Here is a 23,629-nt window from a genome sequence, read left to right on the forward strand (position 1 = left end):
GGTGCGACTCGGCCGGGCACGGCCGGCGTCAGCGGCGCCTGCGGGCGGCCCGCAGCAGCGCCAGGCCTCCGGCGAGCAGGGCCACCGCGGCTGCGGCAAGGGCCGCGGCGAGGATCCTGCCGCCGGCGCCGGTACGGCTGCCGGTGCGGGCGAGTTCCTCGAGGAGGGGGAGGAGCGGCGGGGAGGGGCTGTCACGGGGGGTGGGGGCGGTGGGTGCGGTGGCGTGGGGGTCGGCGGCTTCGGCTTCCGCGTCGGGATCCGTTGCGGGACCTGTCCCGGAGCCCGTCCCGGCGCCCGTGGTGATGCGGAACCGGTACTCGTCCGACTGTCCGACCCAGTCGCCGTCGTCCTCGTGCCGCTGGACGATCGCGGCCGTGGCGACGGCCTCGCCGGCCACGGCGTCGGACGTGAGGGCGAGCCGTACCTTCACGGTGAGGGTCCGGCCGGCCTCGACGGTGAACCCCTCGAAGCCCGCGTCGTCGTCGGCGAGGGCACCGACGAGTTCGTCCTCGTCGGTGGTCTCGAAGCGGACGGTGTGCGGCGGTTCCCGGTCCGTCGTGTAGAACTCCAGCACCGTCTGCGAGGCCCGTAGCGCCCGCTTGTCGTCGTAGAGCACGACGACCGGGTGGATGCCGCCGTAGGAACGGTCGGTGGTGTTGGTGAGTTCGAGGTGCCAGGTGCCGAAGCCGCCCCCGGCCCGGTAGGAGTCGGGGCCGCCGTGGATACGGGTGGTCAGCGGGAAGTCGGACTCGTCCGCGGCGGCGCAGGCGGGCGGCGGCGCTTGTGCGTGGGCCGGGTCCGGGGCCGGGGCCGCGGGGGGAAGAATCGCGGCCACCGCTGTCAGGAACAGGGACGCGGGCGTGCAGAGTCGCATGCCATATGGCCTTGCCCTTCGGCGAGCGGACACCACGGGGGCGCCTCAGATCGCCCCCGCTCGGCGGCACGATTCCCCCCGCTCGGCGGAACCCGCCGTCCCGCCCGGCCGCTCCGTCCGTCTCCCCGTCCCCTCCCTCTTGTCCCTTCCTTGCCCCTCTTGTCCCTTATCCGTCGCCCCGTCCGAACACCGGGGCCAGGACCGACTGGGCCGCTCCCTCGGCGACCCGCTGCCCACTCTCCTGGCGTCCCCCCTCCCCGCCGCCCCGCCCGCCGCCCTGCCCGCTGCCCGAGGCGATCCGTACCGGGACGGGGGTGTCCCCGGTGCGCCGGGCGCGGGCCTCCAGGACCTCGCGCACACCTCGTACGAACGTCTCCGGGGCCGCCTCGACGATCCGGCCGCCGAGCAGGACGCGGTCGATGTCCAGCAGGCCGACCAGGTTCGCCGCGCCGGTGCCCAGGACCCGGGCCGCCTCGTCCGTGTCGCCCCTGGCCACCGCGCCCAGGCACAGTGCCTCGATGCAGCCCCGGTCGCCGCAGCCGCAGCGCGGCCCGTCCAGTTGGAGAACCTGGTGGCCGAACTCCCCCGCCCCGGTCCGCGGCCCCCGGTGCACGCTGCCGCCGATCACCAGCCCCGCCCCGAGTCCCGTGCCGAGGTGCAGATAGGCGAAGGAGCCGCCCTCGCCGCCCACGGCGAGGCCCAACGCCGCCGCGTTGGTGTCCTTGTCGACGACGACCGGCACCCCCAGCCGCTGCGACAGCGCGTCCCTCAGCGGAAATCCGTCCCACTCGGGAAACCCGGTCACCCGGTGCAGCACGCCCCGGGCGTGGTCCAGCGGTCCGGGCAGCGCGACCCCGGTGCCGAGCAGGGAGAGGCGGTGGCGTCCGTGTCCGCGTACGACTCCTCCGCCCCCCGGCGCTTTCGGCTCCCCCGGCTTCCCCGGTTCCCCCGGTTCCCCCGGCGCCGTCGGTTCCACCGGCGCCGTCGGTTCCACCGGCGCCGTCGGTGCCTCCCGCGGTTCCTCGTCCCGTCCGCCCCACAGCTCCTCGACGACTCCTGCCACCCGGGTCAGTACCGCCTCCGCGCCCGCGCCCAGGTCCAGAGGGGTGTTCCGCTCTCCCACGACCGTCCCGTCGAGGTCGACCAGGACGGCCCGCAGTTCGTCCCGGTCCAGGTGCACGCCCACCGCGTGCCCGGCTTCCGGCACCAGGCGCAGGACCGTCCGGGGCTTGCCTCCGGTGGACGCCCGGCGTCCCGCGTCCGCCGCGAGGCCGTCCGCTCGCAGCCGGGCGGTGATCTTGCTGACCGCCTGGGGGGTGAGCCCGGTCCGCTCGGCGAGCTCGAGCCGGCTGATGCCCTCCGCTCCCGCGGTCCGCAGCAGGTCGAGCACGAGCGCGGTGTTGTGGCTGCGCAGGCCGAGCAGGTTGACCCCGGCCGTCGCGGCACCGGCCCTGCCCCCCGGGCCCGTACCGACCGTCGCGCCCCTGCCGTCCGGTCCGCCGTTCGTCCTGTTCACCCGCCCATTCTCTCCCGTGCTTGCACTTTGGCAACAGCGTTGCGAAAGTAGGACCATGACTGGTACCCCCCTTCGCGTCGGCCTCGTCGGCTACGGCCTCGCGGGCTCCGTGTTCCACGCCCCGCTGATCACCGCGACCGAGGGCCTCGCCCTCGACACGGTGGTCACCTCGAACCCCGAGCGGCAGCAGCAGGCCCGCACCGAGTTCCCGGACGTCCGCGTCGCGGCCACTCCCGACGAGCTCTTCGAGCGCGCCGGCGAGCTGGACCTGATCGTGATCGCGTCGCCGAACAGGACGCACGTCCCGCTCGCCACCGCCGCCCTGAAGGCCGGCCTGCCGGTCGTCGTCGACAAGCCCCTCGCCGGCACGGCGGCCGAGGCCCGTGAGCTGGCGGCGCTCGCCGAGGAGCGCGGCCTGCTCCTCTCCGTCTTCCAGAACCGCCGCTGGGACAACGACTTCCTCACCCTGCGCAAGCTGGTGTCCGAGGGCACGCTCGGTGACGTGTACCGGTTCGAGTCCCGCTTCGAGCGCTGGCGGCCGGAGCTCAAGGGCGGCTGGCGGGAGTCCGGCGACCCCGCGGAGATCGGAGGTCTGCTCTACGACCTCGGCAGCCATGTCGTCGACCAGGCGCTCGTCCTCTTCGGCCCGGTGACCTCCGTGTACGCCGAGGCGGTCGTCCGCCGCGAGGGTGCGCGGACGGACGACGACACCTTCATCGCGCTCACGCACGCGAACGGCGTCCGCTCCCACCTCCACGTCTCCGCGACCACGGCCCTGCTCGGCCCGCGTTTCCGCGTCCTGGGCTCCGAGGCGGGGTACGTCAAGCACGGCCTCGACCCCCAGGAGGCCGCTCTGCGCGACGGCCTGCGTCCCGGCACCGGCTCGGGCGCCGACTGGGGCACCGAGCCCGAGAAGCTGTGGGGCCGCGTCGGTGCCGGGGAGTCCCCGATGACCGGCGGCGGACGTGCCGAGCCGACCCTGCCCGGCGACTACCCCGCGTACTACACGGCCGTGGCGAAGGCCCTCCTGGAGGGCGGCCCCAACCCGGTGACCGCACAGGAGGCCGCCGCCGCACTCGACGTACTGGAGGCGGCCCGCCGTTCCGCCGACGAGAAGGTGACGGTGACACTGTGACGCAGCCCGCACCCACCCCCGCCCCCGTCCCCACCGTCGAGGAGCTGGAGGCGCAGGAACGCCGTCTGGTGTTCCGCCGGTTCACCCACGAGGACGCCTGGGCGCTGGGTTCCCTGCTGGTGGAGATGGCCCGGGAGCGGCAGGCCCCCGTCGCCGTCGACATCCACCGCGCCGGCCAGCAGCTCTTCCACGCGGCGCTGCCCGGCTCGGCCCCCGACAACGACGCGTGGATCGCCCGCAAGCGCCGGGTCGTCGAACGGTACGGTGCCGCGTCGTACCTGGTGGGTGCCCGGCACCGCGCCAAGGGCACGACGTTCGAGGAGTCCTCCCGCCTCGACCCCGACACCTACGCGGCCCACGGCGGTTCGTTCCCCATCACCGTCGAGGGCGCGGGCGTGATCGGCGCCGTGACGGTCTCCGGTCTCCCCCAGCTCGAGGACCACCGGATGGTGGTGGAGGCGCTGGAACGGTTCCTGGCACGGCTTTAGGGCTCCCGGGGAAAGCCGGGTCCTGTCCCGGGACGCCCTCCGGTCGGGACGTGCCGCACCCGTGACGATCAGGGACAGCACCCACCCCGTCCGGAGGAGCCGAGACCGACGGGCGACACCGCAGGCCTTTTACAGGAGGCCGCCGACCGGTACGGCATCCGGAGTATCGGACTCCGCTCGAAGGACCGGTCCGGTGCGGTGAGGCGAACTCGCCGAGACGGCGGCCGAGCCGGAGGAACCTGGCTACGGAGCCGTCCGGCTGGGCAGCAACAGGGTGGTCCAGCGGGCCCACGAGGGGTAGCGGCGGACCTGGTGCTCGTCGAGTCCGGCCAGCCCCTTCTCGGTTTGGAAGGTCTCCCCCACCCGCCATCTCGATCCGGCGCCCCGCACCAGTCCGGTCAGCAGCGCATCCGCTTCCACGGCCTCCACCGCTCGACCGCGACCCTGCTCCTGGAGCAAGGCGTCGAAGCTCGTCGTGATCAAGGAACTCCTCGGCCACGCCCACATCGGCGTCACCGCCACCGTCTACGCCCACGTCCGACTCCGCCTCCAACGCCAAGCCATCGATGCTTTGGGCCACGCCCTCGGCCCCACCGACGACGACCCCGACGACCCGCCCTCCGCACCCGTCGTCCGCTGACGTTGCCGTCAGCGTTGCCGTCAAACGCCATATGGGCCCCCGTCCGGAAGCCCTTCCGGACGGGGGCCCATATGCATTGATCTGAACGGCCAACGTCAGCGTACGACGAGAAGCTCGCTCACCAGATGGCTACTCGGAAACATTCAGTCCGATCAGTTCTGGTCGCTTCTCGGGGGACCCCCAGTCCAAGATCTCACTGAGTTTCGTGGAGAGGTTCGTAATATCGACTCCCGAATCACACAGGTCTACTTCCACGCGAGCCGGGATTTCAAGAATCTCCGCGTCTTCAGCTGCAAACTCCAGGGCCAATAGCGTGCCGTTAAGCCACACGCGCCGCAGACAGCCGTAAACCGTGAACCCCTGCTCGTTCGAGACGTTATAGGAGTCCATTCCAGACTGCACTTCCTGCTCGTCTGGCTCATAGGTGGATCGCTGGATCGAGAATGACCTCCGAACGCCAGCGTCGTCGATCCCACGGACGCCTACCTCAAGGGCCTCCTCGTCCTCGTAGTCCTCAAAGAACCCGACCTCTGTGGCGGTCAGTCTCACCTCTATCCCTTCGCTGACCATGTGCCGGCGCCCTTGACCCCGTCCCACACATACGTAACCGACACTCCCAATTCCCTGGCCATGCGGTTCGTCGCCCCCTTACACCTTGAGCAGGGCGGAAGCTGGCCCTGCATCGTCACCGCGTCACCAGGACTCAACGGGTACTTACCAGCGAACGGGTCGTCACTGTGCCGCAGCTCAGCGAGGCTGAACCAGGCGTCCTGGCCTGGCGTTCAGGAACGGCCTCCCACCCTCATACGGCAGGTTGTCCAGCACCTCGGCAACAAGCCGGCTCTTTTCCTCCGGCGTCTCGGCGTAACACCACCGGCCGTCGAAGCAAACGCTCAGGATCAGCACCCCTTCTCCTGCATTCCCTGTCATCGGCGCCGCCTACCGTGCAGCGGAGCGGAGGCTACTCCGCTTTCCCAGCAGGGAACAGCACATCCAGCATGGACCCAGGCTCAGAAAATTCAACATCCACACAGACCTCGACGCCGTCGCCGTCCAGCTCAACGGCGCCCATGCAAAACGCTCGACTGGGAAACCCAAGCCGAGCGCCTGCATAAACCGCTCGTGGCCTGATCAGCACGACCACATGTCGCGAAAAACCCTAGAAAGCGCCAATTCCGGTGCGACCTTCGAATTCGCGCTTCCAGGATCGATAGGAATCTGGGCTCTAGATAGGCCACGGAACGAATGCGATCAGCTCTTCGTCCGTGACACCACCTTCGGCCCAACTCAACAATTCGAGCTTCTGCTTCACCGACCAGCCGTATTCTTTACCGAGAGCAGATGCCGCATTGATTTTCCTGCCACCACCCTCACCGAACACACGAAGGAAGTCGGCAATTTCGACAATCGACGCCCCTTCTCTCTGCATTCGGCGCGCTTCCGCGACCCAGTCTTCCAGAGACATCATCGCGCCCCTCGGGATCTCGTAAAGATTGGCTCAACCTTGGAGTAGTTCCCAGGCTCACCGATAAGCGTAAGGGATTGAAGCGCGCCAAAGCCGCTTCTCGTAGCCAGCTTCCCTGTCCACGTTTGAAGGATCGCCTCTTCCGGTGACATGCCTCCCCCCGTGAGCGCATTAAAGGTGGCTCTATTTTCTTCAATGAGGTTGCCGTTGATGGACGTGACTCGATCGCCGAAGTGGTCAAGGGCCCTGTTGAACAACTCGATGCCTCTCACGGGACTATCCCTCGTTACCCCAGCAAGCATCGTCATTGTTCCATTCTGGTCGACCTCTGCCTCGAACAGGCTTCCTGTTCCCTCGTGCTCCCACGAGTAAGTGTTGTCGCCTAGCGTCTCGGTGCCGCAATTGTGCACGAGAACCGGCGCGGCCCCTGCCAGCACGTAGTACGTGTGCAGTGTGCTGACGGTGAGGTTGTGGACCGTGGTGTCCGGTGCCGTCCGGCGTTCGACCGCGGTGATCTGGACCAGGGTGCCGGCGCTGGTGCGCAGCCATTCGCCGGACTTCAGGTCGGTGGCGTCGATCCAGTCGTCGAGTTCGGGGACCCAGAAGGGGTGTTTGTCGGTCGCGGTGACCTCGGCGGTCTTCGAGCCCTTCTCGCCGTCGGTTCCGACCACCCCGGAACCAGCAGGCCAAAGCCCGACGGGCCGCATCATGTCATCGCTGACATGATGCGGCCCGTTTCACAGACCTCCCTGCTCACCTCTTGATCGAGGCGACTTCGGGAGACTCAGTTCAGTCCGTCCTCCTCAAAGGACCGAAGCGGGACGGGGACATCGCGGTGCCTTCGTCCTCGTGCCATTCGCAATGGGTGGCATAGAGGTACCCCCTCCCTGAATTGATGGTGTACCACTGCCCACGAGTACCGGCCGGAATCTCCACCTTCGGCGGATTAAGGCCTTCTCCCGTACGAATCTCAAGTCGCGAACACGTCGTGGGCATCTGGAGAAAGAAGACGTTCGAGAAAAGAACATCCACTCGAGCCGGAGAGGCGTCATCGCGGAGGCTGCGAAGCAGCAGCGAGTTGAAGCTCACCGAGAAATGCCACATTCGGAACGGCCTCTCCCAGGCCGCGATCAAGGTCACTACGAACCTCCTAGGTAATTGGAATCCTTGAGGACCTCCGAAGTGACGTTACTACCCCCCAGGTAGAACCTGAGTCGACTGCTGTCAAGGTTCCCCACCCGGAAGGCTCGCTCCAGGAACGCCATCTCCCGTTGCGTCGTAAGCCAGTTGTCGCCGTGCCCCTGCTGCACTGCGTAGTCGAATACCTCCGCCGGATTGCCCGACCTTTTGTTCTCCAGCGTGAATCCGTCAAGACGTACGTGGATGGTGGCCTCAGGGTGGTAATTCATCGCATCTGCGGCGCTCGAGATGGAACCATCACGTGTCTCCCCCATGAAATGGGTGTAACCGTTTTCATTCGCCCAGTCCTCCAGCCCGTGGTCCGACGTTCCGAGGGCAACATCGGTGAGCTTCTTGCCACAGTTGTGGACCAGGACCGCCGTGGCGCCCGCCAGCACGTAGTACGTGTGCAGCATGCTGACGGTGAGGTTGTGGACCGTGGTGTCCGGTGCCGTCCGGCGTTCGACCGCGGTGATCTGGACCAGGGTGCCGGCGCTGGTGCGCAGCCACTGGCCCGGCTTCAGGTCGGACGCGTCGACCCACTTGCGAATGAACGGAACCCAGAAGGGGTGGCCTTCCGTGGCCGTGATCTCGGATGTGGCCGAGCCCGCAGGTCCGTCCGTGTCGACCGTGAGCTTGACCAGGTGCTTGAGGCCCTCGCCCTTGATCTCGGCCGTGACCGTCCCGACCCGGGTCTCGCCCGTCTGCTCGTCGGTCGCGACGACTTTGTCGACGGCCTGGGCCTGCGCACTGTGGGACCAGGCCTGCCGCGACATGACCCCCGGCTCCTACGTCCAGGACGGCCTGGCCGAGGGCGACGAGACCCCGGGCGCGGTCTCCTACGCGACGTTCTGGTCCAACTGCGACGAGATCATCAACCCGGACGACAGCGTCCCGCTCGCGGACGCGACGAACGTCCTGGCGGGGTGCCTGGAACACAACGACTTGGGCGACGACGCGGTGTCCCAAGGGGTACGGGACTTCGTGGGCTGAGCCGACCGAGTCCTGGCACGCCCACTAAAACGGCGGCTCGTCAACTGATCCCCGTTTGTCGTGCGAATTGTGATCCTTCCCGCGCCCGTCGGAGGGGAGTGGATCGGTAGGGGGTTCCATCAACATGCGCCCTTGCTCCCAAGACGCCAACGCCTCGGAGGCCAAACTTCTATGCTGTTCGCTGGAGCTTTGCGCTAGAACGTTCTCCATCAAAGGAGTCAACCTCCTGCGGCGCATCGCCAATGCCGGGGACTCCAGAAATCGAACGGCCGCAACAAGAGCCGCCTCAACCACTCTCGGATCAGAGTCATCAAAGTAGGAGGCGACGCCCGGAAAAGCTTCCGGGTAAATACTCCTGATGTTCAGGAAATCGGGAAATGGCTCGGTCGGCGAATATTCCCCCCACTCTCGAATGCGCTGCTCCTGTTCAATGCTGACATCGAAGGCCACGTCGGCCAGCCATGAAAGGAGCTTGCCTCGAAGTGGGAATTTTTCCCCATCCCATGAGGGAGTGAGTGCGGCTCGACTTTCGCGGTCGCCCAAAAGTGCGGCGACATACCTGAAAGCCGGCGCGGTCGCAGAGTAGACGACTCCGTCGTTGAGGAGAGCGTCATACAGGTGGTTGAGTGAACTCGTTACCGCGGAAAAGTCACCCGACGCCAAGTCGCGCAGCTTGGTCGGAGTAACCGGGAAGGCCGATCCGTCGGCATTCTCGAGCTCAGCCCAGTCGGTGATATCGATGATCGCGCATGGATTCAACTTATCGCCGTTCATGTCTATAAGGCCAGCATAGTGGCCTGCAGGAAAGCAGCCAAGGCGCGGCAACTGGGCCGCGCCCTGGCGAATGCTTCAGAAGGGTACCTCACTGAAAACTTGCCCGCGCTGAGATCGAACCGCTAGCGATGAGCCCCCCGGCAACATTCCTGCCACGTTTGGCGTGCAGAAACCGCATGGCCCGCCAGGCTTTGAAACCATCAGTCGGCCAGTCAAACCCCCGGATCCCGACTGTTTGGCCAGAATCCTCATGATAGTGGCCGCCTGAACCTCGACATGCGAGCCAAAGAACTTACCGCCGCCGGGGCTCGCCGCAGCAGGAATCTCGCCCATGTTGGCTCTGATCAACGGATGGAGCCGATCGGAAGCCAGGTCAAACTCTCCGTGCCCCTGAACCCAGAGGTACCCGCCGGTAGCAACGTCCGGCCTGCTGGAATATGCAGCATTCTCCGATGCTCTGGCATGCGCCCGTTCATCCGCAGTGGAGCAGTTGTGAACGAGTGCTGAGGTCCCGCCTGCGACCACATAGTACGTGTGGGTGTTGCCGACGGTGAGGTTGTGGACCGTGGCGTCCAGTGCCGTCCGGCGCTCGACCGCCGTGATCTGGACCAGGGTGCCGGCGCTGGTGCGCAGCCATTCGCCGGGCTTCAGGTCGGTGGCGTCGATCCAGTCGTCGAGTTCGGGGACCCAGAAGGGGTGTTTGTCGGTCGCGGTGACCTCGGCGGTCTTCGAGCCCTTCTTGCCGTCGGTGTCGATGGTGACCTTGACCAGGTGCTTGACGCCCTTGCCGAGGATCTCGGCGGTGACCGTCTGCGCCGTTGTCTCGCCGGTCTCCGGGTCGGTCGCCAGGACCTTGTCGCCGGCCTTGACGTCCTTGATCGCCTTGGTGGTGCCGTCGGCCATCAGGACCCGGGTCTCGGGCGTGAAACTGTTGGTCGTGCAGGACGGAGCCGACTCCGAACCGGATCCACCGTCCCCGCCCGAGTCCTTCCCGCCCGAGTCCTCCTTGCCCGACCCGTTCCGGGACCCGCCGGACTTGTTCTCGGCCTTGCCGCCGCCCGCAGACCCCTTGGACTGGGCCTGGGTCCGGGCCTTGACCTGGACCGGGTTGCCTCGGGCGCCCTTGGAACCGGTGTGGGACTTCTTCTTGGCCGCCTCGGCGGCGCGTTTCGCGGCTGCCCTGGCCTTTCGTTTGGCCTCCGCCGCGGCCGCCTCCGCCGCCTTCTTCGCCTTGACCAGCGCCGCCCTGGCCGCCTTCGCCGACTTCATGCCGATCTCGGCCGCGCGCTTGGCCGCACGGAACGCCTTGACCGCGCTCATGGTGCCCTGGAAAGCGCGCCACATCTTCTTGCCCTTGGAGAAGACGCTGGTCCACGGGATGGCGTCCATCAGGAGGCTTCCGCAGGCCCACAGGTCGCCCTGGCTGAAGCAGCCGACCACGTCGTTCCAGCCGACGAACTCCTTGAACACGGCCCAGCCGGTCGCGAGGATCACGTCGCCGATGGAGCGGTTCAGGGTCTTCTGGTACTCGGCGATCTTCGCGTCCAGCGCCGCGATCGAGGCGTCGAAGCTGGAGGCGGAGGACGTCAGACCCGACGGGTCCGCGTGCGTGACCGGGTTGTTGTTCGCGTACGAGTAGCCGTTGGCCTGGAGCGGATCGCTGTCGTCCAGGACCGGGTCCGCCGAGATGAAGCGGCCCGTCCCCGGGTCGTACTCGCGGGCGCCCAGGTGGGTCAGGCCCGTCTCCACGTCGTCGTCACCCGTGTGGAAGCCGGTGTGCGTGCGCATGGTCATGCTCACCGCGCGGTCCTCGCCCCACGGGTCCCTCTTCTGCACCCGGACCTGCATCCCGCCGTCCAGGCGGACCTCCGCCAGCGGGGTGCCGTTGAGGTCGGTCGCCTGGGCGAACAGCTGCTCGCTGACGCCGGCCGTGTTGTCGGCGCCCTCGCGGAACCGGGTCACCGACGGGCCGCCGATGCCGGCGTACGTGCGCTCGACGTAGCGGACCTTGCCCGTCGTGGTCAGCGAGACCTTGGCGTCGGGAAGGTTCAGGACCGCGCCGGCGCCCGTGCGTTCCAGCAGGCGGTTGCCCATCGCGTCGTAGACGTACGTCGTCTTCGACGCGGGCTTCCACAGCTGGCCGGCGACGGTGGAGTTGCAGGCCGTCAGGGTGAGGTCGGTGCCGACCGCCGACGCCGGGGCCGACAGGCACAGGTTCGTCGAGGTGCCCGTGACGTACTTGACCTGACCGGTGCTCAGGGTCTGCCAGCGCTGTGCCGCCGCGGCCTTGTCGCACGCCTGGATCAGGACGGCCGAACCCGCGGTGGCGCCGCTCGGCTGGAGGCACTGCCCGCCCACGACGAGCTGGCCGATCGTCGCGTCCTCGACCGTGCCGTTGTCGTCGGTGTCGGTGGCCTTGAGGCGGAACTGCTGCGACTTGTTGCCGTTGCAGACGTAGATCTGGATGGCGGTGCCGGCCGTCGTGGACCCGCCCGACAGGTCCATGCAGAGGCCGCCGACCCCGGTCCAGGCGCCGGAGCCGTCGGTACCGAAGCCGGTGACGGACTCGACCTTGCCGTCCCAGGTCCAGGTCATGGTCTGGGCCGTGTCGCCGCCGGTGGAGCGCGACTCCATCTGGCCCGCGGCGTCGTAGGTCTGCGTCGAGCGGGTGGTGATCGCCGCGCCCGCCGCCGTCGTCGACGACGTGGTGTACGAGGTCAGCGTGTGCGGCTGGTCGTTCTTCGCGGTGGGGCTGGTGCCGTAGAGGTAGTCGGTGACGACGTCGCCCTTGGTGTCCCGCACCCCGGAGGTGAAGGTCGGGTCGGCCTTGTGCGCCGTCTTCCTGGTGCGGTTGCCGAGCGCGTCGTAGTCGTACGACTGCCAGTACCCGCTGTTGGCGGACGAGACGTTGACCTTGCCGTCGGAGTACACCGGCTCGGCGGTGGTCTTGCCGGAGGCCGTGCAGGCGCCGCCGCCCGGCGTCGTCCACGCCTCCTTCAGCTGGCCGAGCACGTCGTACGTGAAGCACTGCTGGTCGGTGACCGGGCCCATCCTGTCCGCGACGGACAGGACGTTGCCCGACGGGTCGTAGGCGTAGGAGCGCTTGCTGACCTCGCTGCCGGGGACGACGGCCTGGTCGGTGGCGTTCTCCCGGACGAGCCTGCTGGTCAGCAGCTCACCGGTGGACTCGTTGAAGGTGTTCTCCTGCCACAGCCGGTGGCCCTGCTCGCCGGTGGTGGAGCGGAGCACCTGGCCGTAGGGGGAGTACGCGGCCTCGGAGGCGTACCAGTCCTTGCCGGAGACCGAGACCGGCAGGCCGGCCTTGTTGTAGCGGGTGATCACGTCCTCGGCGTCGAGGCCGCCGGCCGCGGGGGCCGTGTAGGTCTCCAGCTGGCCGTCGGAGTTGTACTTGTACGTGTACTTGTACTGGGTGGCGAAGCCCTCTGCCGTCAGGCCCGCGGTGGAACCGGGCGGCAGCGCCGTGGTCATGTCCGTGGGCTGGTAGTCGGCCGTGTAGCCGCCGATCGTGGTGGTGTACGCCTTGCCGTCGGTGTAGCGGGTCGCCGAGGAGAGCAGCCCCTTGCCGCCGGTCGCGCCGTCGTAGGCGTAGGCCTGCGCGAGGGTGGAGGCCGTGGATCCCTTCGGGGTGGCCTTGACCTGCTCGACGCGGTTCAGGCGGTCGTAGGTGTAGGAGGCGGCCTGGCCGCGGGCGTCGATCGCCTTGGCCACGCGGCCGTAGGCGTCGTAGTCGGTGCGGGTCGCCCCGGTGTCCAGGTCGGTCGTTTCGGTGACCCGGCCCAGCGCGTCGTACGTCCAGGTCCGCGTGTTGCCGACGTCGTCGATGCTGGTCACCATGTCGCCGCGGAGGTCGTACTCGTACGTCGTGCTGATCGCGCCGGCCTCGGACAGGGCGGTGTCGCTGAAGGTGTCCTGGCGGGTCGTGCGGCCCAGCGTGTCGGTCCACACCCGTGAGGCGGGCGTGCCCTTGGGCTGGCGGATCACCGTGTGGTCGAGTCCGTACTCGTAGCGGGTGCGGCGGTCGGTGGTGGTCACCTTCTTGCCGCCGTTGTCGAACGACTGACCCGTCTGCGGGTAGGAACGGTGCACCGGAGTGACCGTGAGCACCCGGCCCAGACCGTCGTACGTGTACGAGGTCGCGTTGGGGACCAGCGACTCGGAGGCGGGGACGACCAGTTCGGTGCCCGGGTCCTTCTCCATGTAGTACGCGTTGCGCGTGTAGCGCACCTGGCCGGCGCTGTTGTGGAGCGTGTCGGTGATCAGCCGGCCGCTGCCGACCGCCGGGGTCTGGGTCTGCCGTTCACGGCCGAGGCCGTCGTAGATCGTGGTGGAGGACTCGTACGTCCCGTCGCCGGCGGCGGTGCTGGGGTTGTCGGAGAGCGACCGCACCACCACCGACACCGGCTGCTTCAGGTCGATGTTGTACGTGTAGGTGACCGTCGGGTCGTCGGTGGCGGGCTGGGTGGGGTCCCAGGCGGCCACGGCGCGGCCGAGCGGGTCGTACTCGTAGGACTCGACGCGGTTGTTGGCGTCGGTCGACTTGAGGGTGACCCCGCGGCCGGGCTCCACGAGCGTGGTGTCCTTGAAGCCCGGGACCTCGGCGCCGTCGACGACCTTGTTGCCGGTGATCGTCTCGATCTTGTAGACCTGACCGCCGGCCGGCGTGTACGTCGTGGTGTTGTACACGCCGGTCGGGTCGGTGACCTTGGTGACGCGGCCGGTGGAGTCGTACTCGGTGCGCGACTCGGGGTGGGCGGTCTCCCAGCCGGTGCCGGCGCCGTTCGGTGTCTCCGTCTTCGTCACCAGGCCCTTGGTGGGCGTGGCGGTGGAGGAGGTCGCGCCGTCGTAGTACATGCGTGAGGCGCTGACCAGCTTCGAGCCCGTGGCGCTGGACAGGTCGGTGGAGCAGGTGCTGGTCCCGGTGGTGGTGACGGTCCGGGCGACCAGGCCGACCAGGTGGTTCGTGCCGGATGTGTTGTGCTCGTACGAGGTGGCGGTGCACGACTCGTCGCCGGAGACGGCCGTGTCGCCGTGGTCCTTGACCTTCGTGGGCAGGCCGTACGTGGCGTCGTGCTCGGTCTCGGAGGTCACCGTGCGCAGGTACGAGCCGTCCGGGCCCTTGACCGAGGCCTTGGAGATGGTCGACGTCCTGCCGAGCGTGACCCGCTCGGAGGTCACGTCCGGGCCGTCGGTGCGGTCGCGGGTGGCCAGGCGGACCGGGGGGTCGGGGATGTTGACCGTGCGGGCGATCCAGCCGGTGGCGGTGTCGGAAGATCACCTCGAAGTCCTTCGCCTACGGCTGGAAGTCCAACAGCGCCTGCCCGGACGCCTACGTCAACTTCACCGTCACCTCACTGCTCCAGGACGCCGCCGACGACGGCGTGACCAGCTTCAACCTGGGCCTGGTGGCCTCCACCTCGTCCTCCGCCCCGACCGGTTCCGCCAGCAGCCTGGAGACGGACACCTACTCCTGGAAGAAGTTCAAGGCCGAGGAGAACGGCTCCCCCACGCTGGCCGTCACCTACAACCGGAAGCCGAACCGGCCGACCTCCGTCACCATGAGCCCTGGCTCCTGCGACACCTCCGCCTCGCCGTACATCAAGATCGGCAAGGGGGACACCATCACCATCAGCGGCAAGGCGACCGACCCCGACAGCGACCTGGCCAAGCTGGAGTTCGAGCTCTGGCAGACCGGCAAGTCCGAGACGAAGAAGACCTTCACCAAGACGGTGGACGACGGTGAGGTCGGCGGGGTCTCGATCAAGTCGCACCTGACCAACGGGACCACCTACTCGTGGCGCGTACGGGCCTGGGACGCCAAGGCCAGCAGCGGCTGGGCGCCCACCGGCGGGGACGGCGTGTGCCGCTTCACCTACGACACCACGCTGCCCGACTCCCCCGCGGAGGTCGTCTCCCCCGACTTCCCCGGTGACAACGACGGCGACGGCGTACCCGGCGTCTGGTCCGCCAAGCCCTTCGGCAACTCCGGCAGCTTCACCTTCGAGGTCGGCTCGTCCTCCGAGAACGACATCGTGAAGTTCGTCTGGTCCATCAACTCCACCAACTACGCCGGCTACGCCTGCGCCGGCGGCTCACAGGGCACCTCGGGCGGTCTCACCAAGTCCTGCACGACGGCCGTCAAGAAGGCCACCGTCACCGGCATCAAGCCCCCGGCCGCCGGCCCCAACACCCTGTACGTCAAGTCCGTCGACGCGGCGGGCAACATATCCCCCAATCCGCGCAAGTACTTCTTCTACGTCACACCGCGCACGGTCGCCGACGGCCCCGGCGACCTCAACGGTGACGGCGGAGCCGACTTCGGCAACGTGACCGAGGCCGGAAACCTCTGGATCAACTCGATGTCGCAGCAGGGCACCTGGCTGTCCAACGCCTACGGCACCCACGACAAGGGCACCCTGCTCAGCGGCCGCCGCACCGCCCCGCACGTCTGGGACGGCACCGGCACCTACTCCCTCATCACGCACAACGGCGACTTCTTCAACGGCGACGGCATCACCGACTGGGTGATCCGCACGTCCGAGGGACGTCTGTTCATCTACCCGGGCGACGGCTATGGCGCGATCGACGTCACCAAGCGCGTCGAGGTACGCCTCCCGGCGAACGCTCCCGCGCCCTCCACCTTCTCGGAGATCAAGTCGGCGGGCGACATCACCGGGGACGGCCGGCCGGAGCTGTTCGTGGCCGGCGGAGCGGCCGGCAACGAGCTGTGGATCCTCAGCGGCTACAGCGGCGGCACGTTCGGCAAGGCGGCCAAGATGACCTCCTCCGCCTGGGGCGACAAGGAGCGGGACTTCGTGGCGATCGCCGACTACAACGGCGACGGGGCGGCCGACCTGACGTACCGCACCGCGGCGGGCAACATCCAGCTCCGCAAGGGCATCCCGGACAGCGACGGCAAGGGCACGGTCCTCGCCAGCCTGGGCACGTCCGCCGCGAGCCTGGACGGCGACCGCGTCTACGTCTCCGGCACCTGGACCTACGCCGCGCACCCCCTGGTCTACGGCAGCCCCGACGTCACCGGCGACGGCATCCCCGACGTCTTCGCCACCAACGCCGCCGGCGACCTCCAGCTCCACACCGGCACCCCCACCGCCCTCGGCAGCGCGTCCACCCTCCGATCGGGCTCCTGGGCCACGGTCAAGCGCATGGGCTGACCCGCTGCCCGCTTCCCCCGGAGCCCCCTTCCCCGCCCTCTCCCGGGCGGGGAAGGGGGCTCCTCCAGTCCTGTCCACCGCTTCGGGCGACCCGTTCACGTACTGGATCAGCGCTCCGCGGTCGACCGCCGCTCACCGTGGGCCCGCCTCCGCGGGCCCACGCCTTCACGAACGCGTCACCGGTGGAGCGCGGCTCGTTCCACCACGCCCCACGCCATGCTGGTGACCACGTACAACGCGGTGGCCAGCGGCACCACGGCCACGGTGACAAGCGTGAAGAACGACAGGAACGGCAGCACCTTGGCCACCGCCCCCGTCCCGGGCACCGCGGCGGGTTCCGTGACGCCCCCGCCCTTGCCCCCGCCCCTTCCGCCACCGCTGCCGCTACCGGCACCGCTACCGGTACCGGTCAATGCCGGGTTCGCCGCCATCGACCGCTTGGTCAGCCGGTAGCTGAAGGTGGCGACCGCCACGACGACCGCGAACAGCCCGGCGTACACGAGCCCCGCCCCGCCGAGCGGTCCCCCGTCCCCCAGCGCGTCGGCCCAACGCCCGCCCAGCGGCGCGGTGAACAGGTCATGGCCGAGCAGTTCGTTGGGCCGCCCGCCGATCGTGGTGTTCGAGAACAGGTAGAACAGCAGGAAGAAGGCGGGCAGTTGGAAGAGGCTGGGCAGGATTCCGGCCAGTGGCGACACCTTCTCCCGGGTGTGCAGGTCGAGGAGGGCCCGCTGGAGCTTCTCGGGGTTGCGGCCGTACCGGCGCCGCAACTCGGCGATCTTCGGCTGGAGTCGGGCCTTGGCCTTCTGCCCGCGCGCGGCGGCCCGGGACAGGGGGTGGACGAGGAGACGTACGAACGCGGTGAACAGGACGATCGCGGCGGCTGCCGCGGAAAGGCCGAACAACGGCTGGAGCAGGTCGGCCAGTCGTTCGACCAGGCCGGCGAAGACGGACATGGGTGAGCCCTCCGAGGGTCTCGTCGTGCCGAAGGCCCCGGGCGTACCGGGACGGGAGAGGGGAATGACGGCATGACGACCCACGCGGGGCGTGGTGGACGAATCCGAGAACGGGTGCCCTACGCGACGGTCGTCGGGAGGGCGTGTCCGGGAGCTCTGGGCCGGGTGCGGCCCCTGGCGTCGGGGTCGCGCTGCGGCAGGAAGGCGGTACGCCGGTCGCGGTCGCGGAGGGCCGTACGCACCCGGGTGGGCGGCACGACGGGCACGCTGCGCGCGAGGACGACGGCGCACACGGTGAGCGTGGCGGCGGCCGCGGTGGTCGCGGCGAGCGCGACGGTGCCGGAGAGTCCGGAGAGGCCGCCGGTGGCCGGCAGCATGAGCAGGGCGACCTGGAGCAGCGGGAGCAGCACCGCGACCGCGGCGAAGGCGGCGCGCACGTCGCCGCGGCCGGGCATCGCGACGCGTATCGCGGTACGGATCACCGACACCCCCTGTCCCTTCGCCTCACGCCCGGTCGGACCCGGTCGGGCCCGGCACGATGCACGATCCAGCCCTGTCCACCATTCCAACGTCCGGGACCGGCACAACAGTTCCGCGCGGTTCCATGCGGTTCCGCGAAGTTCCGCGAAGTTCCGCGAAGTTCCGCGAAGTTCCGCGAAGTTCCGCGAAGTTCCGCGAAGTTCCGCAGGAGCTGTGTCCGCCGTCCGCCCTCCCGGTCCCGACCGTGCGGACCGGGAAGGCGGACCGGGAGGCGGGAGGGCGGACCGGCCGCTGTCACACGGTGAACCGGTGGTTTCCCGATCCCACCTCGAAGACGGCGAAGCCGTCCTCCGCGCGCACGAGGGTTCCGTGGGTGTGCTTGACGCGCTTGGGGTTGTCCGTCGGGATCCACACCTCGGCGGTGGTGTTCGCCGGCACGCCGCACGACAGCCGGAAGCGGCCGGACCGCTGCTCCCATGCGGTGGACACCGGGCCGTAGAGGGAGGTGAAGGTCGCCCGGGCGGAGGTGACCTCGCCGCCCGGACGCGGGCGGATGACGACCTGCCGGTAGCCCGCCCGGCCCGGCGCGATGCCGGCGATGTTGGCGTACATCCACTCCCCCACCGAGCCGTAGGCGTAGTGGTTGAAGGAGTTCATGCCCGGGGACTGGAACTCGCCGTCCGGCTGGAGGGAGTCCCAGCGCTCCCACATGGTGGTCGCGCCCTTGTCCATCTGGAAACCCCAGCTCGGGAAGGTGCGCTGGTGCAGCAGGCGGTAGGCGACCTCGGTGTGGCCGGTGTCGGTGAGGACGGGCAGCAGGCGCGGGGTGCCGAGGAATCCGGTCGACAGGTGCCAGTCCCGTGCTTCGATCAGGGCGACGAGGCGGTCGGCCGCGGCCTTGCGCAGGGCGTCCGGGACCAGGTTCATGGACAGGGCGAGGACGTAGGCGGTCTGGGTGTCTCCCTTCACCCTGCCGTCGGCCGTCACGTACGCCGCCTGGAACGCCGTGCGTACGCGTGTGTGGAGGTCGGCGTAGGGTGCGGGGTCCTCCCCCAGTTCCGTCGCGATCCGTGCCGCGAGGTCGGCGCTGTGCGCGAAGTAGGCGGTGGCGATGACGTCCTTGGGCGTCTCGTCGGACACGTTCAGCCAGTCGCCGTATCCCGCGGCCGGGCGCAGCAGACCGGTGCTGTTCTGCTCCAGGTGACGCAGCCAGGCCTGGACGGACGGCCAGGCATCCTCGAGGACCTGCCGGTCGCCATACGTCTGGTACAGGGCCCACGGGACCGTGACCCCCGCGTCTCCCCAGCCCGCGACGCCCTTGCCGATGTCGCCGACCTGCGGGGCCACGTCCGTGAACGCGCCGTCGGACGTCTGTGCGTCGCGGAGATCGACGAGCCACTTGGCGAGGAAGCGGGCGGACTCCATCGTGTAGGTGGCCGTGGGTGCGAAGACGTTGATGTCGCCGGTCCACCCCAGTCGTTCGTCACGGGCCGGTGTGTCCGTCGGGACGGAGAGGAAGTTGCCGCGCTGCCCCCAGGTGATGTTGCTGTGCAGCTGGTTGAGCATCGGCACGTCGGTCTCGAAGGTGAGCGTGAAGGGTGCGGAGGTGTGCATGACCCGCCCGGTCACGGCCGACGCCGGCGGCGTGCCGGGGAATCCGGTCACCTCGACGTAGCGGAAGCCGTGGAAGGTGAAGCGCGGTTCGTAGACCTCCTTGCCTGTCCCCTTCAGGATGTAGGTGTCCGTCGCGGCGGCCGACCGCAGGTTGGCGGTGTAGAGGGTGCCGTCGGGGTTGAGGACCTCGCCGTGCCGCAGCCGCACCGCGGTCCCCGCCTTGCCGGACACGCGCAGCCGTACCGAGCCGACCATGTTCTGGCCCAGGTCGAAGACGAAGACGCCGGGCTTGGGTTCGGTGACCTGCTGGGTGCGGAGTTCCTTCTCGATGCGTACGGGGCCGTCCACCTGCGCGACGATCCGCGGCGGGGCGGCGGCGTCGGCGTCCCGTACCGGACGCCAGGCTCCGGCGTCGAATCCGGGCGAGGTCCACCCGGCCGTCTCCTTGCGCGCGTCGTAGGTCTCGCCCGCCAGCAGGTCGGCGGAGACGATCGGGCCCTGGGCGGCGCGCCAGTCGGGCCCGGTGGTGATGCGCTCGCTCGTCCCGTCGGCGTACTCGACCTCCAACTGCGCGAGAAGCGCCGGGTGTTTCCCGTACTGGTGCGGTCCGAACCAGCAGATGTTGCCCGCGTACCAGCCGTGGGCGAGGTGGACGCCGAGGGCATTGGCTCCCGGGCGGAGCGCGTCGGTCACGTCGTAGGTCTGGTACTGCACGCGCTTGTTGTAGTCGGTCCAGCCGGGTGCCAGTTGATCGTTGCCCACCCGCTTGCCGTTGAGGTGGGGTTCGTACACGCCGAGGGCCGTGGCGTACAGGCGGGCGCGTGCGACCTTCTTGCGCGGCAGCCTGAACTCGTGGCGGAGCTGGTGGGCGGCGAACAGCACCGGCTCGACCTCGCCCCACGGCCCGGCGCCCCAGGCGGCGGCCACCTTGGCGGCCCGCCACCCGGTGTCGTCGAAGTCCCGCTCGCGCCAGTCGTCGGCCGGCTCCCGGTCGGTGGACCTCCACGCGCTGTCGGTGACGATCCTGCGCTCGCCGGAGGCCGTGGTCAGGGCGAGTACGCCGATGAGGCCGGCGGGGCCGACCGTGCGGTTGGTCGCGGAGACGGCCAGGACGTTCGTGCCGGAGCGTACGTGCTCGAGAACGTCGATGACGTCCGGGCGACGCCATCTCCGCTCGTCCGAGTCCAGTGCGGTGCTCGCCACTTCGGTGCCGTTGACGGAGGCGACGTAGGCGTCGTCCGCGCTGAGCACCAGCGTGGCCGCGGTGACGGCGTCCGGGAGGTCGACGGAGAGACGGAACCACCGGGTGTCCGCCGGCACGCTCTGCGTCGGTTCGCCCTCGGGGAACCAGATCCACGAACTGCCTTCCAGGGAAGGGGGTTCGGTGAGGGAGGCGGGAGCGGATATCCACCGCGCGGACCATTCGGCCTCGTCCATCAGGCCGGTCTCCCACCAGGACGGTTCGCTCCACGGCGAGACGGCTCCGTCGGCGTCCCAGACACGCACCGACCAGTGGTAGCGCGTACGCGGCTCGAGCCGGGGCCCGTCGTAGGAGACGAGAACGGACTCGGCCGAGGCGACCTTGCCGCTGTCCCACACGTCCGGGCGGGGCAGGCGGGCGACGCTCGACGCGATGCGCACCTGGTAGGCGCTCTGCCGTTGCCCCGGCGCGGTCGCGGTCGCGGTCAACGGCCAGCTCAGACGCGGTCGGGCCACGTCCAGACCCAGGGGGCGGCGCACGTACTCGACGGTCGGAGAGGCCACCCGTAAGGCGCTCCCTCCCTTGCGCGCGGCGGAGGGCGCGGCGGAGGGTGCGGCCCCCGCCGGCGCCGCTCCCATGGTCACGGCGCCCACCGTGGCCACGGCGCCCGCGAGAATGTTCCTTCTACTGATCACAGCGGCTCCATCGAAGAGAGGGCGAGTCGTAGTGGGTGGGTCGTAGAGGGTGGTGATCGAGGGTGGCACTCGAGAGTGAATCGATTCATGCGAACGTAAAGGGAACGCGAGACACCGTCAATAAGCGTGCGTGGCCTTTCGTAAAGCCCGCCAGGTAAACGATGGAAGCGATGAAGGCGGCCCATTTCGGCCAGGTTCGGGAAATTGAACCCTTTCAAAATGATCAAGAATAGTGGCACCGGCGACGGAAATGGGGGCCCGGACGCTCCCTCCCCGCCGACCCCCTCGACGAGCCCGGGTACCGGCTCCGGCACATCGGCACGGTCTCTTCGCTGTCACCGGTCGGCAGTACGGTGTCACCCATGCGCCCCGACACGCCCGCCGAAAACGTCGACCACACCGCCGAAGCGGCACGCCTGGAGCGGACCGCCGGCCTCCATCCCGAAGACGCCGAAGCCCTGCTGCTACGGGCCGCCGCCCATCTCGAACTCTCCGGTGACCGCACCGCCGCGGCCGCCCTCTACGACCGGCTGCTGGCCTCCGACGCCGAGCTGGAGAGCCCGCACCTGGTCCGCGCCCTGAAGGCCTCGAACCTCTGGGAGTACGGCCACGAGGCGGAGGCCCGCGCCATCATCGACGGCATCCGCGCCGCGGCCCCGCGCGATCCGGCCCCCTGGGTGATCGTCGCGGAGTCCCTGGAGGCCCACGACGAGCTGGAGCAGGCGCACGAGATGTTCACGGAGGCGGTACGCCTGCTACTCACCGACGTACCGGAGCCCCCGCTCTCCGCCCTCCCGCTCCTCTTCGGCCGCCACCGCGTGCGCAGGATGCTGGGCGCGGCGCACGACGAGTGGGACGCCCTGGCGGACACCGTCCACACCCTGCCGATCACCCTGGACGAACTCCACGACCCGAAGCGCGTCTGGTCGCTGGGCTCGGAGAACCCGGAGGAGCTGGAGGCGGAGATCTCCCGTCTGCGAGCGGAGGTGGGCGCGTACCGGACGGCCCTGTCCCGCCCCTTCCCGGTGGCGGTCCTGCACTGGCCGGCGGACGAACTGACCGAACTCCTGGAGGCCTACCCCTCCCTCGCCGTCGAGTACCCGTCGCACGAGGAGCACCTGGCCACGATAGAGACGGCCCTGCGCGAACTGGCCGCCTCCGGCATTCCCAACCTGGGCATCGTCCCCGGCACCGTCCCCTCGTACGAGGCCTTCGCCGCCTCCGAGGGCACCACCCCCGACGACGCCGACCTCCTCCCCCAGTACGCCACCACCCTGGCGGCCCGGGGCCGCGCCCTTCCCTGGCCGCCGCAGCGGTCGGCCGCCTGCTGGTGCGGCTCGGGCCGCACGTACGGGGAGTGCCACGGCGTGTGAGCGGCGGGCGGTCGGGGCGACAGCTCCGCCCCGACCGGCGAAGAACCCGACGGCCGTCATGAGGGGCCGAGCCCGGGGCTGCCCCGTCAGCCGCGGTGGACCGGCGCGCGGCGTCGGATGCGGTGCATCGCAAGGCGCGGAAGCGTCCGCGTACCGGGTGTACGCGGACGCTCCGGCCGCGCGGCGAGGTGCCGTGACCGGGCGCCGCGCGCCCGCCGGGGGCTGGGAGCTGTCGGGTGGCGGGGCAGCCCTCAGTGCTGGAGCTTCGAGGTGAGTTTCGCCTGCATCTTCTGTGTCGCCTGACGCAGGGCTTGGGTGAGTGCCGTCTCGGACGGGGTGCCGGGATCGTCGCGTGTGAAGCACAGACGTGCTTGCGGTCCTGAGATGGTGATGGCGATGGGCGGGTACCCCTGCGGGGTGGGCAGAGTCTGCGCGAGTGCCGCGATGCCGGGTTGGGTCTCCTCGATGTTGCGCGCGTAGCCGCGCTGCCGGACGTTCTCCAGCTCCGTTTCGAGGGCCGTGCGGGTCGGGGTGACGGTGTTCGCCCCGTGCGGGAGGGGTTCGTTCGGGTAGATCCGGCGGAGCTGGTCGGTCGTGAGGGTGGCGAGGAGGGCTCGTCCGCAGGCTGCGGTGTGCGCGGGAAGGATCGTTCCCGCCCGGGCTTCGATGCGCATGTGGTGCTGTGAGGCGATGCCGTAGATGTAGCGCACCGCCTGCCCTTCGAGGACCGCGAACTCCACGGTCTCGCCAGTTGCCGCCTGCAGCTCGAGCAGGTCGTCCTGGACGAGGTGGGTGAAGTCCGTGTCGGCGTGGGCGGGGCGGGCGCCGGTCATGGCCGGGCCGAGGCGGTAGCCGGGGCCGTCGAGTGAGCGGCGCACGAAGCCGTGGGCCTCGAGGGTGGCCAGCAGCCGGTGGGCGACGGAGGTTCCCACGCCCAGTTCGTCGGCGGCGCGGGCGAGGGTGACGACCGGCTCCTGCTGGGCCAGTGCAAGCAGTCGAAGTGCCCTGTCCACAGTTTGAAGAGTGTTCACATCCCGATGTTCCCACATACAGGGA

At 69.3% G+C, this 23,629-nt stretch carries 18 protein-coding genes and 3 pseudogenes; 6 read left to right on the plus strand and 15 right to left on the minus strand.

Annotation, left to right across the window (positions count from 1 at the left end):
- Positions 1–28: 28 nt before the first annotated feature.
- The gene (locus ACFYQA_RS21410) at positions 29–874 is read right to left on the minus strand and encodes a hypothetical protein (RefSeq protein ID WP_388919993.1); all 846 of its coding nucleotides are present in this window, start codon (positions 872–874) and stop codon (positions 29–31) included.
- 166 nt (positions 875–1,040) lie between these two features.
- On the minus strand, positions 1,041–2,390 hold the full coding sequence (locus ACFYQA_RS21415) for an ROK family protein (RefSeq protein ID WP_388919996.1): 1,350 nt from the start codon (positions 2,388–2,390) through the stop codon (positions 1,041–1,043).
- A gap of 55 nt (positions 2,391–2,445) precedes the next feature.
- Here ACFYQA_RS21415 and ACFYQA_RS21420 point away from each other — a divergent pair, with 55 nt between their 5' ends.
- Positions 2,446–3,525, plus strand: a complete 1,080-nt coding sequence (locus ACFYQA_RS21420) for a Gfo/Idh/MocA family oxidoreductase (RefSeq protein WP_388919999.1) — start codon at positions 2,446–2,448, stop codon at positions 3,523–3,525.
- Complete coding sequence (locus tag ACFYQA_RS21425; protein ID WP_388920002.1) at positions 3,522–4,013, plus strand: heme-degrading domain-containing protein; 492 nt, start codon at positions 3,522–3,524, stop codon at positions 4,011–4,013. The genes ACFYQA_RS21420 and ACFYQA_RS21425 overlap by 4 nt, the downstream gene beginning before the upstream one ends.
- A gap of 264 nt (positions 4,014–4,277) precedes the next feature.
- Here ACFYQA_RS21425 and ACFYQA_RS21430 read toward each other — a convergent pair.
- A pseudogene (locus ACFYQA_RS21430) lies at positions 4,278–4,415 on the minus strand (IS701 family transposase); the annotation flags it as partial.
- 73 nt (positions 4,416–4,488) lie between these two features.
- On the opposite strand from ACFYQA_RS21430, the gene ACFYQA_RS21435 reads away from it, so the two are divergent.
- Positions 4,489–4,653, plus strand: coding sequence for an integrase (locus tag ACFYQA_RS21435; RefSeq protein WP_388920005.1), 165 nt, complete (start codon positions 4,489–4,491; stop codon positions 4,651–4,653).
- A gap of 129 nt (positions 4,654–4,782) precedes the next feature.
- Here the strand turns inward: ACFYQA_RS21435 and ACFYQA_RS21440 are convergent, their stop codons facing one another.
- The 6 genes and pseudogenes from ACFYQA_RS21440 to ACFYQA_RS21465 form a co-directional block, all read right to left on the minus strand.
- Positions 4,783–5,223: an Imm10 family immunity protein gene (locus ACFYQA_RS21440; RefSeq protein WP_388920008.1), complete on the minus strand. Its 441-nt coding sequence runs from the start codon at positions 5,221–5,223 to the stop codon at positions 4,783–4,785.
- Entirely contained in the window at positions 5,205–5,336 is a 132-nt protein-coding gene (locus ACFYQA_RS21445) for a hypothetical protein (RefSeq protein ID WP_388920094.1), read from the minus strand. The genes ACFYQA_RS21440 and ACFYQA_RS21445 overlap by 19 nt, the downstream gene beginning before the upstream one ends.
- 64 nt (positions 5,337–5,400) lie before the next feature.
- Positions 5,401–5,559 (minus strand): hypothetical protein, encoded by a 159-nt coding sequence (locus ACFYQA_RS21450; RefSeq protein ID WP_388920011.1) that lies wholly within the window; start codon positions 5,557–5,559, stop codon positions 5,401–5,403.
- Between the two features lie 319 nt (positions 5,560–5,878).
- On the minus strand, positions 5,879–6,121 hold the full coding sequence (locus tag ACFYQA_RS21455) for a hypothetical protein (RefSeq protein WP_388920014.1): 243 nt from the start codon (positions 6,119–6,121) through the stop codon (positions 5,879–5,881).
- 389 nt (positions 6,122–6,510) lie between these two features.
- Positions 6,511–6,786 (minus strand): annotated as a pseudogene (locus ACFYQA_RS21460) (polymorphic toxin-type HINT domain-containing protein); the annotation flags it as partial.
- 471 nt (positions 6,787–7,257) lie between these two features.
- Positions 7,258–8,028: pseudogene (locus ACFYQA_RS21465) on the minus strand (polymorphic toxin-type HINT domain-containing protein); the annotation flags it as partial.
- 43 nt (positions 8,029–8,071) lie between these two features.
- On the opposite strand from ACFYQA_RS21465, the gene ACFYQA_RS21470 reads away from it, so the two are divergent.
- Positions 8,072–8,290 carry a hypothetical protein gene (locus tag ACFYQA_RS21470; protein WP_388920016.1) on the plus strand — a complete coding sequence of 73 codons (219 nt, stop codon included), beginning with the start codon at positions 8,072–8,074 and terminating at the stop codon, positions 8,288–8,290.
- Positions 8,291–8,314: 24 nt separating this feature from the next.
- On the opposite strand, the gene ACFYQA_RS21475 is transcribed toward ACFYQA_RS21470, so the two are convergent.
- Both ACFYQA_RS21475 and ACFYQA_RS21480 read right to left on the minus strand, forming a co-directional pair.
- Positions 8,315–9,064, minus strand: a complete 750-nt coding sequence (locus tag ACFYQA_RS21475) for a hypothetical protein (protein ID WP_388920019.1) — start codon at positions 9,062–9,064, stop codon at positions 8,315–8,317.
- A gap of 75 nt (positions 9,065–9,139) precedes the next feature.
- Positions 9,140–14,260 carry a ricin-type beta-trefoil lectin domain protein gene (locus ACFYQA_RS21480; protein WP_388920022.1) on the minus strand — a complete coding sequence of 1,707 codons (5,121 nt, stop codon included), beginning with the start codon at positions 14,258–14,260 and terminating at the stop codon, positions 9,140–9,142.
- A 203-nt stretch (positions 14,261–14,463) separates the two neighbouring features.
- On the opposite strand from ACFYQA_RS21480, the gene ACFYQA_RS21485 reads away from it, so the two are divergent.
- The gene (locus tag ACFYQA_RS21485) at positions 14,464–16,257 is read left to right on the plus strand and encodes an FG-GAP repeat domain-containing protein (protein ID WP_388920025.1); all 1,794 of its coding nucleotides are present in this window, start codon (positions 14,464–14,466) and stop codon (positions 16,255–16,257) included.
- A 176-nt stretch (positions 16,258–16,433) separates the two neighbouring features.
- Here the strand turns inward: ACFYQA_RS21485 and ACFYQA_RS21490 are convergent, their stop codons facing one another.
- The 3 genes from ACFYQA_RS21490 to ACFYQA_RS21500 all read right to left on the minus strand — a co-directional run bounded on the left by ACFYQA_RS21490 (position 16,434) and on the right by ACFYQA_RS21500 (position 21,200).
- Positions 16,434–17,210, minus strand: a complete 777-nt coding sequence (locus tag ACFYQA_RS21490) for a YidC/Oxa1 family membrane protein insertase (protein WP_388920028.1) — start codon at positions 17,208–17,210, stop codon at positions 16,434–16,436.
- Positions 17,211–17,329: 119 nt separating this feature from the next.
- A complete protein-coding gene (locus tag ACFYQA_RS21495; protein WP_388920097.1) occupies positions 17,330–17,665 on the minus strand; it encodes a DUF6412 domain-containing protein in 336 nt (111 codons plus the stop codon).
- Between the two features lie 319 nt (positions 17,666–17,984).
- Positions 17,985–21,200 carry an alpha-L-rhamnosidase gene (locus ACFYQA_RS21500; RefSeq protein WP_388920031.1) on the minus strand — a complete coding sequence of 1,072 codons (3,216 nt, stop codon included), beginning with the start codon at positions 21,198–21,200 and terminating at the stop codon, positions 17,985–17,987.
- A gap of 362 nt (positions 21,201–21,562) precedes the next feature.
- On the opposite strand from ACFYQA_RS21500, the gene ACFYQA_RS21505 reads away from it, so the two are divergent.
- Positions 21,563–22,573: an SEC-C domain-containing protein gene (locus ACFYQA_RS21505; protein ID WP_388920035.1), complete on the plus strand. Its 1,011-nt coding sequence runs from the start codon at positions 21,563–21,565 to the stop codon at positions 22,571–22,573.
- A gap of 251 nt (positions 22,574–22,824) precedes the next feature.
- Here ACFYQA_RS21505 and ACFYQA_RS21510 read toward each other — a convergent pair whose 3' ends face one another.
- A complete protein-coding gene (locus ACFYQA_RS21510) occupies positions 22,825–23,586 on the minus strand; it encodes an IclR family transcriptional regulator (protein ID WP_388920038.1) in 762 nt (253 codons plus the stop codon).
- Positions 23,587–23,629 lie beyond the last annotated feature (43 nt).

Origin of the sequence: Streptomyces sp. NPDC005774 (assembly GCF_042871645.1) — a bacterium.
In the GTDB taxonomy this organism is placed as follows: domain Bacteria; phylum Actinomycetota; class Actinomycetes; order Streptomycetales; family Streptomycetaceae; genus Streptomyces; species Streptomyces pratens.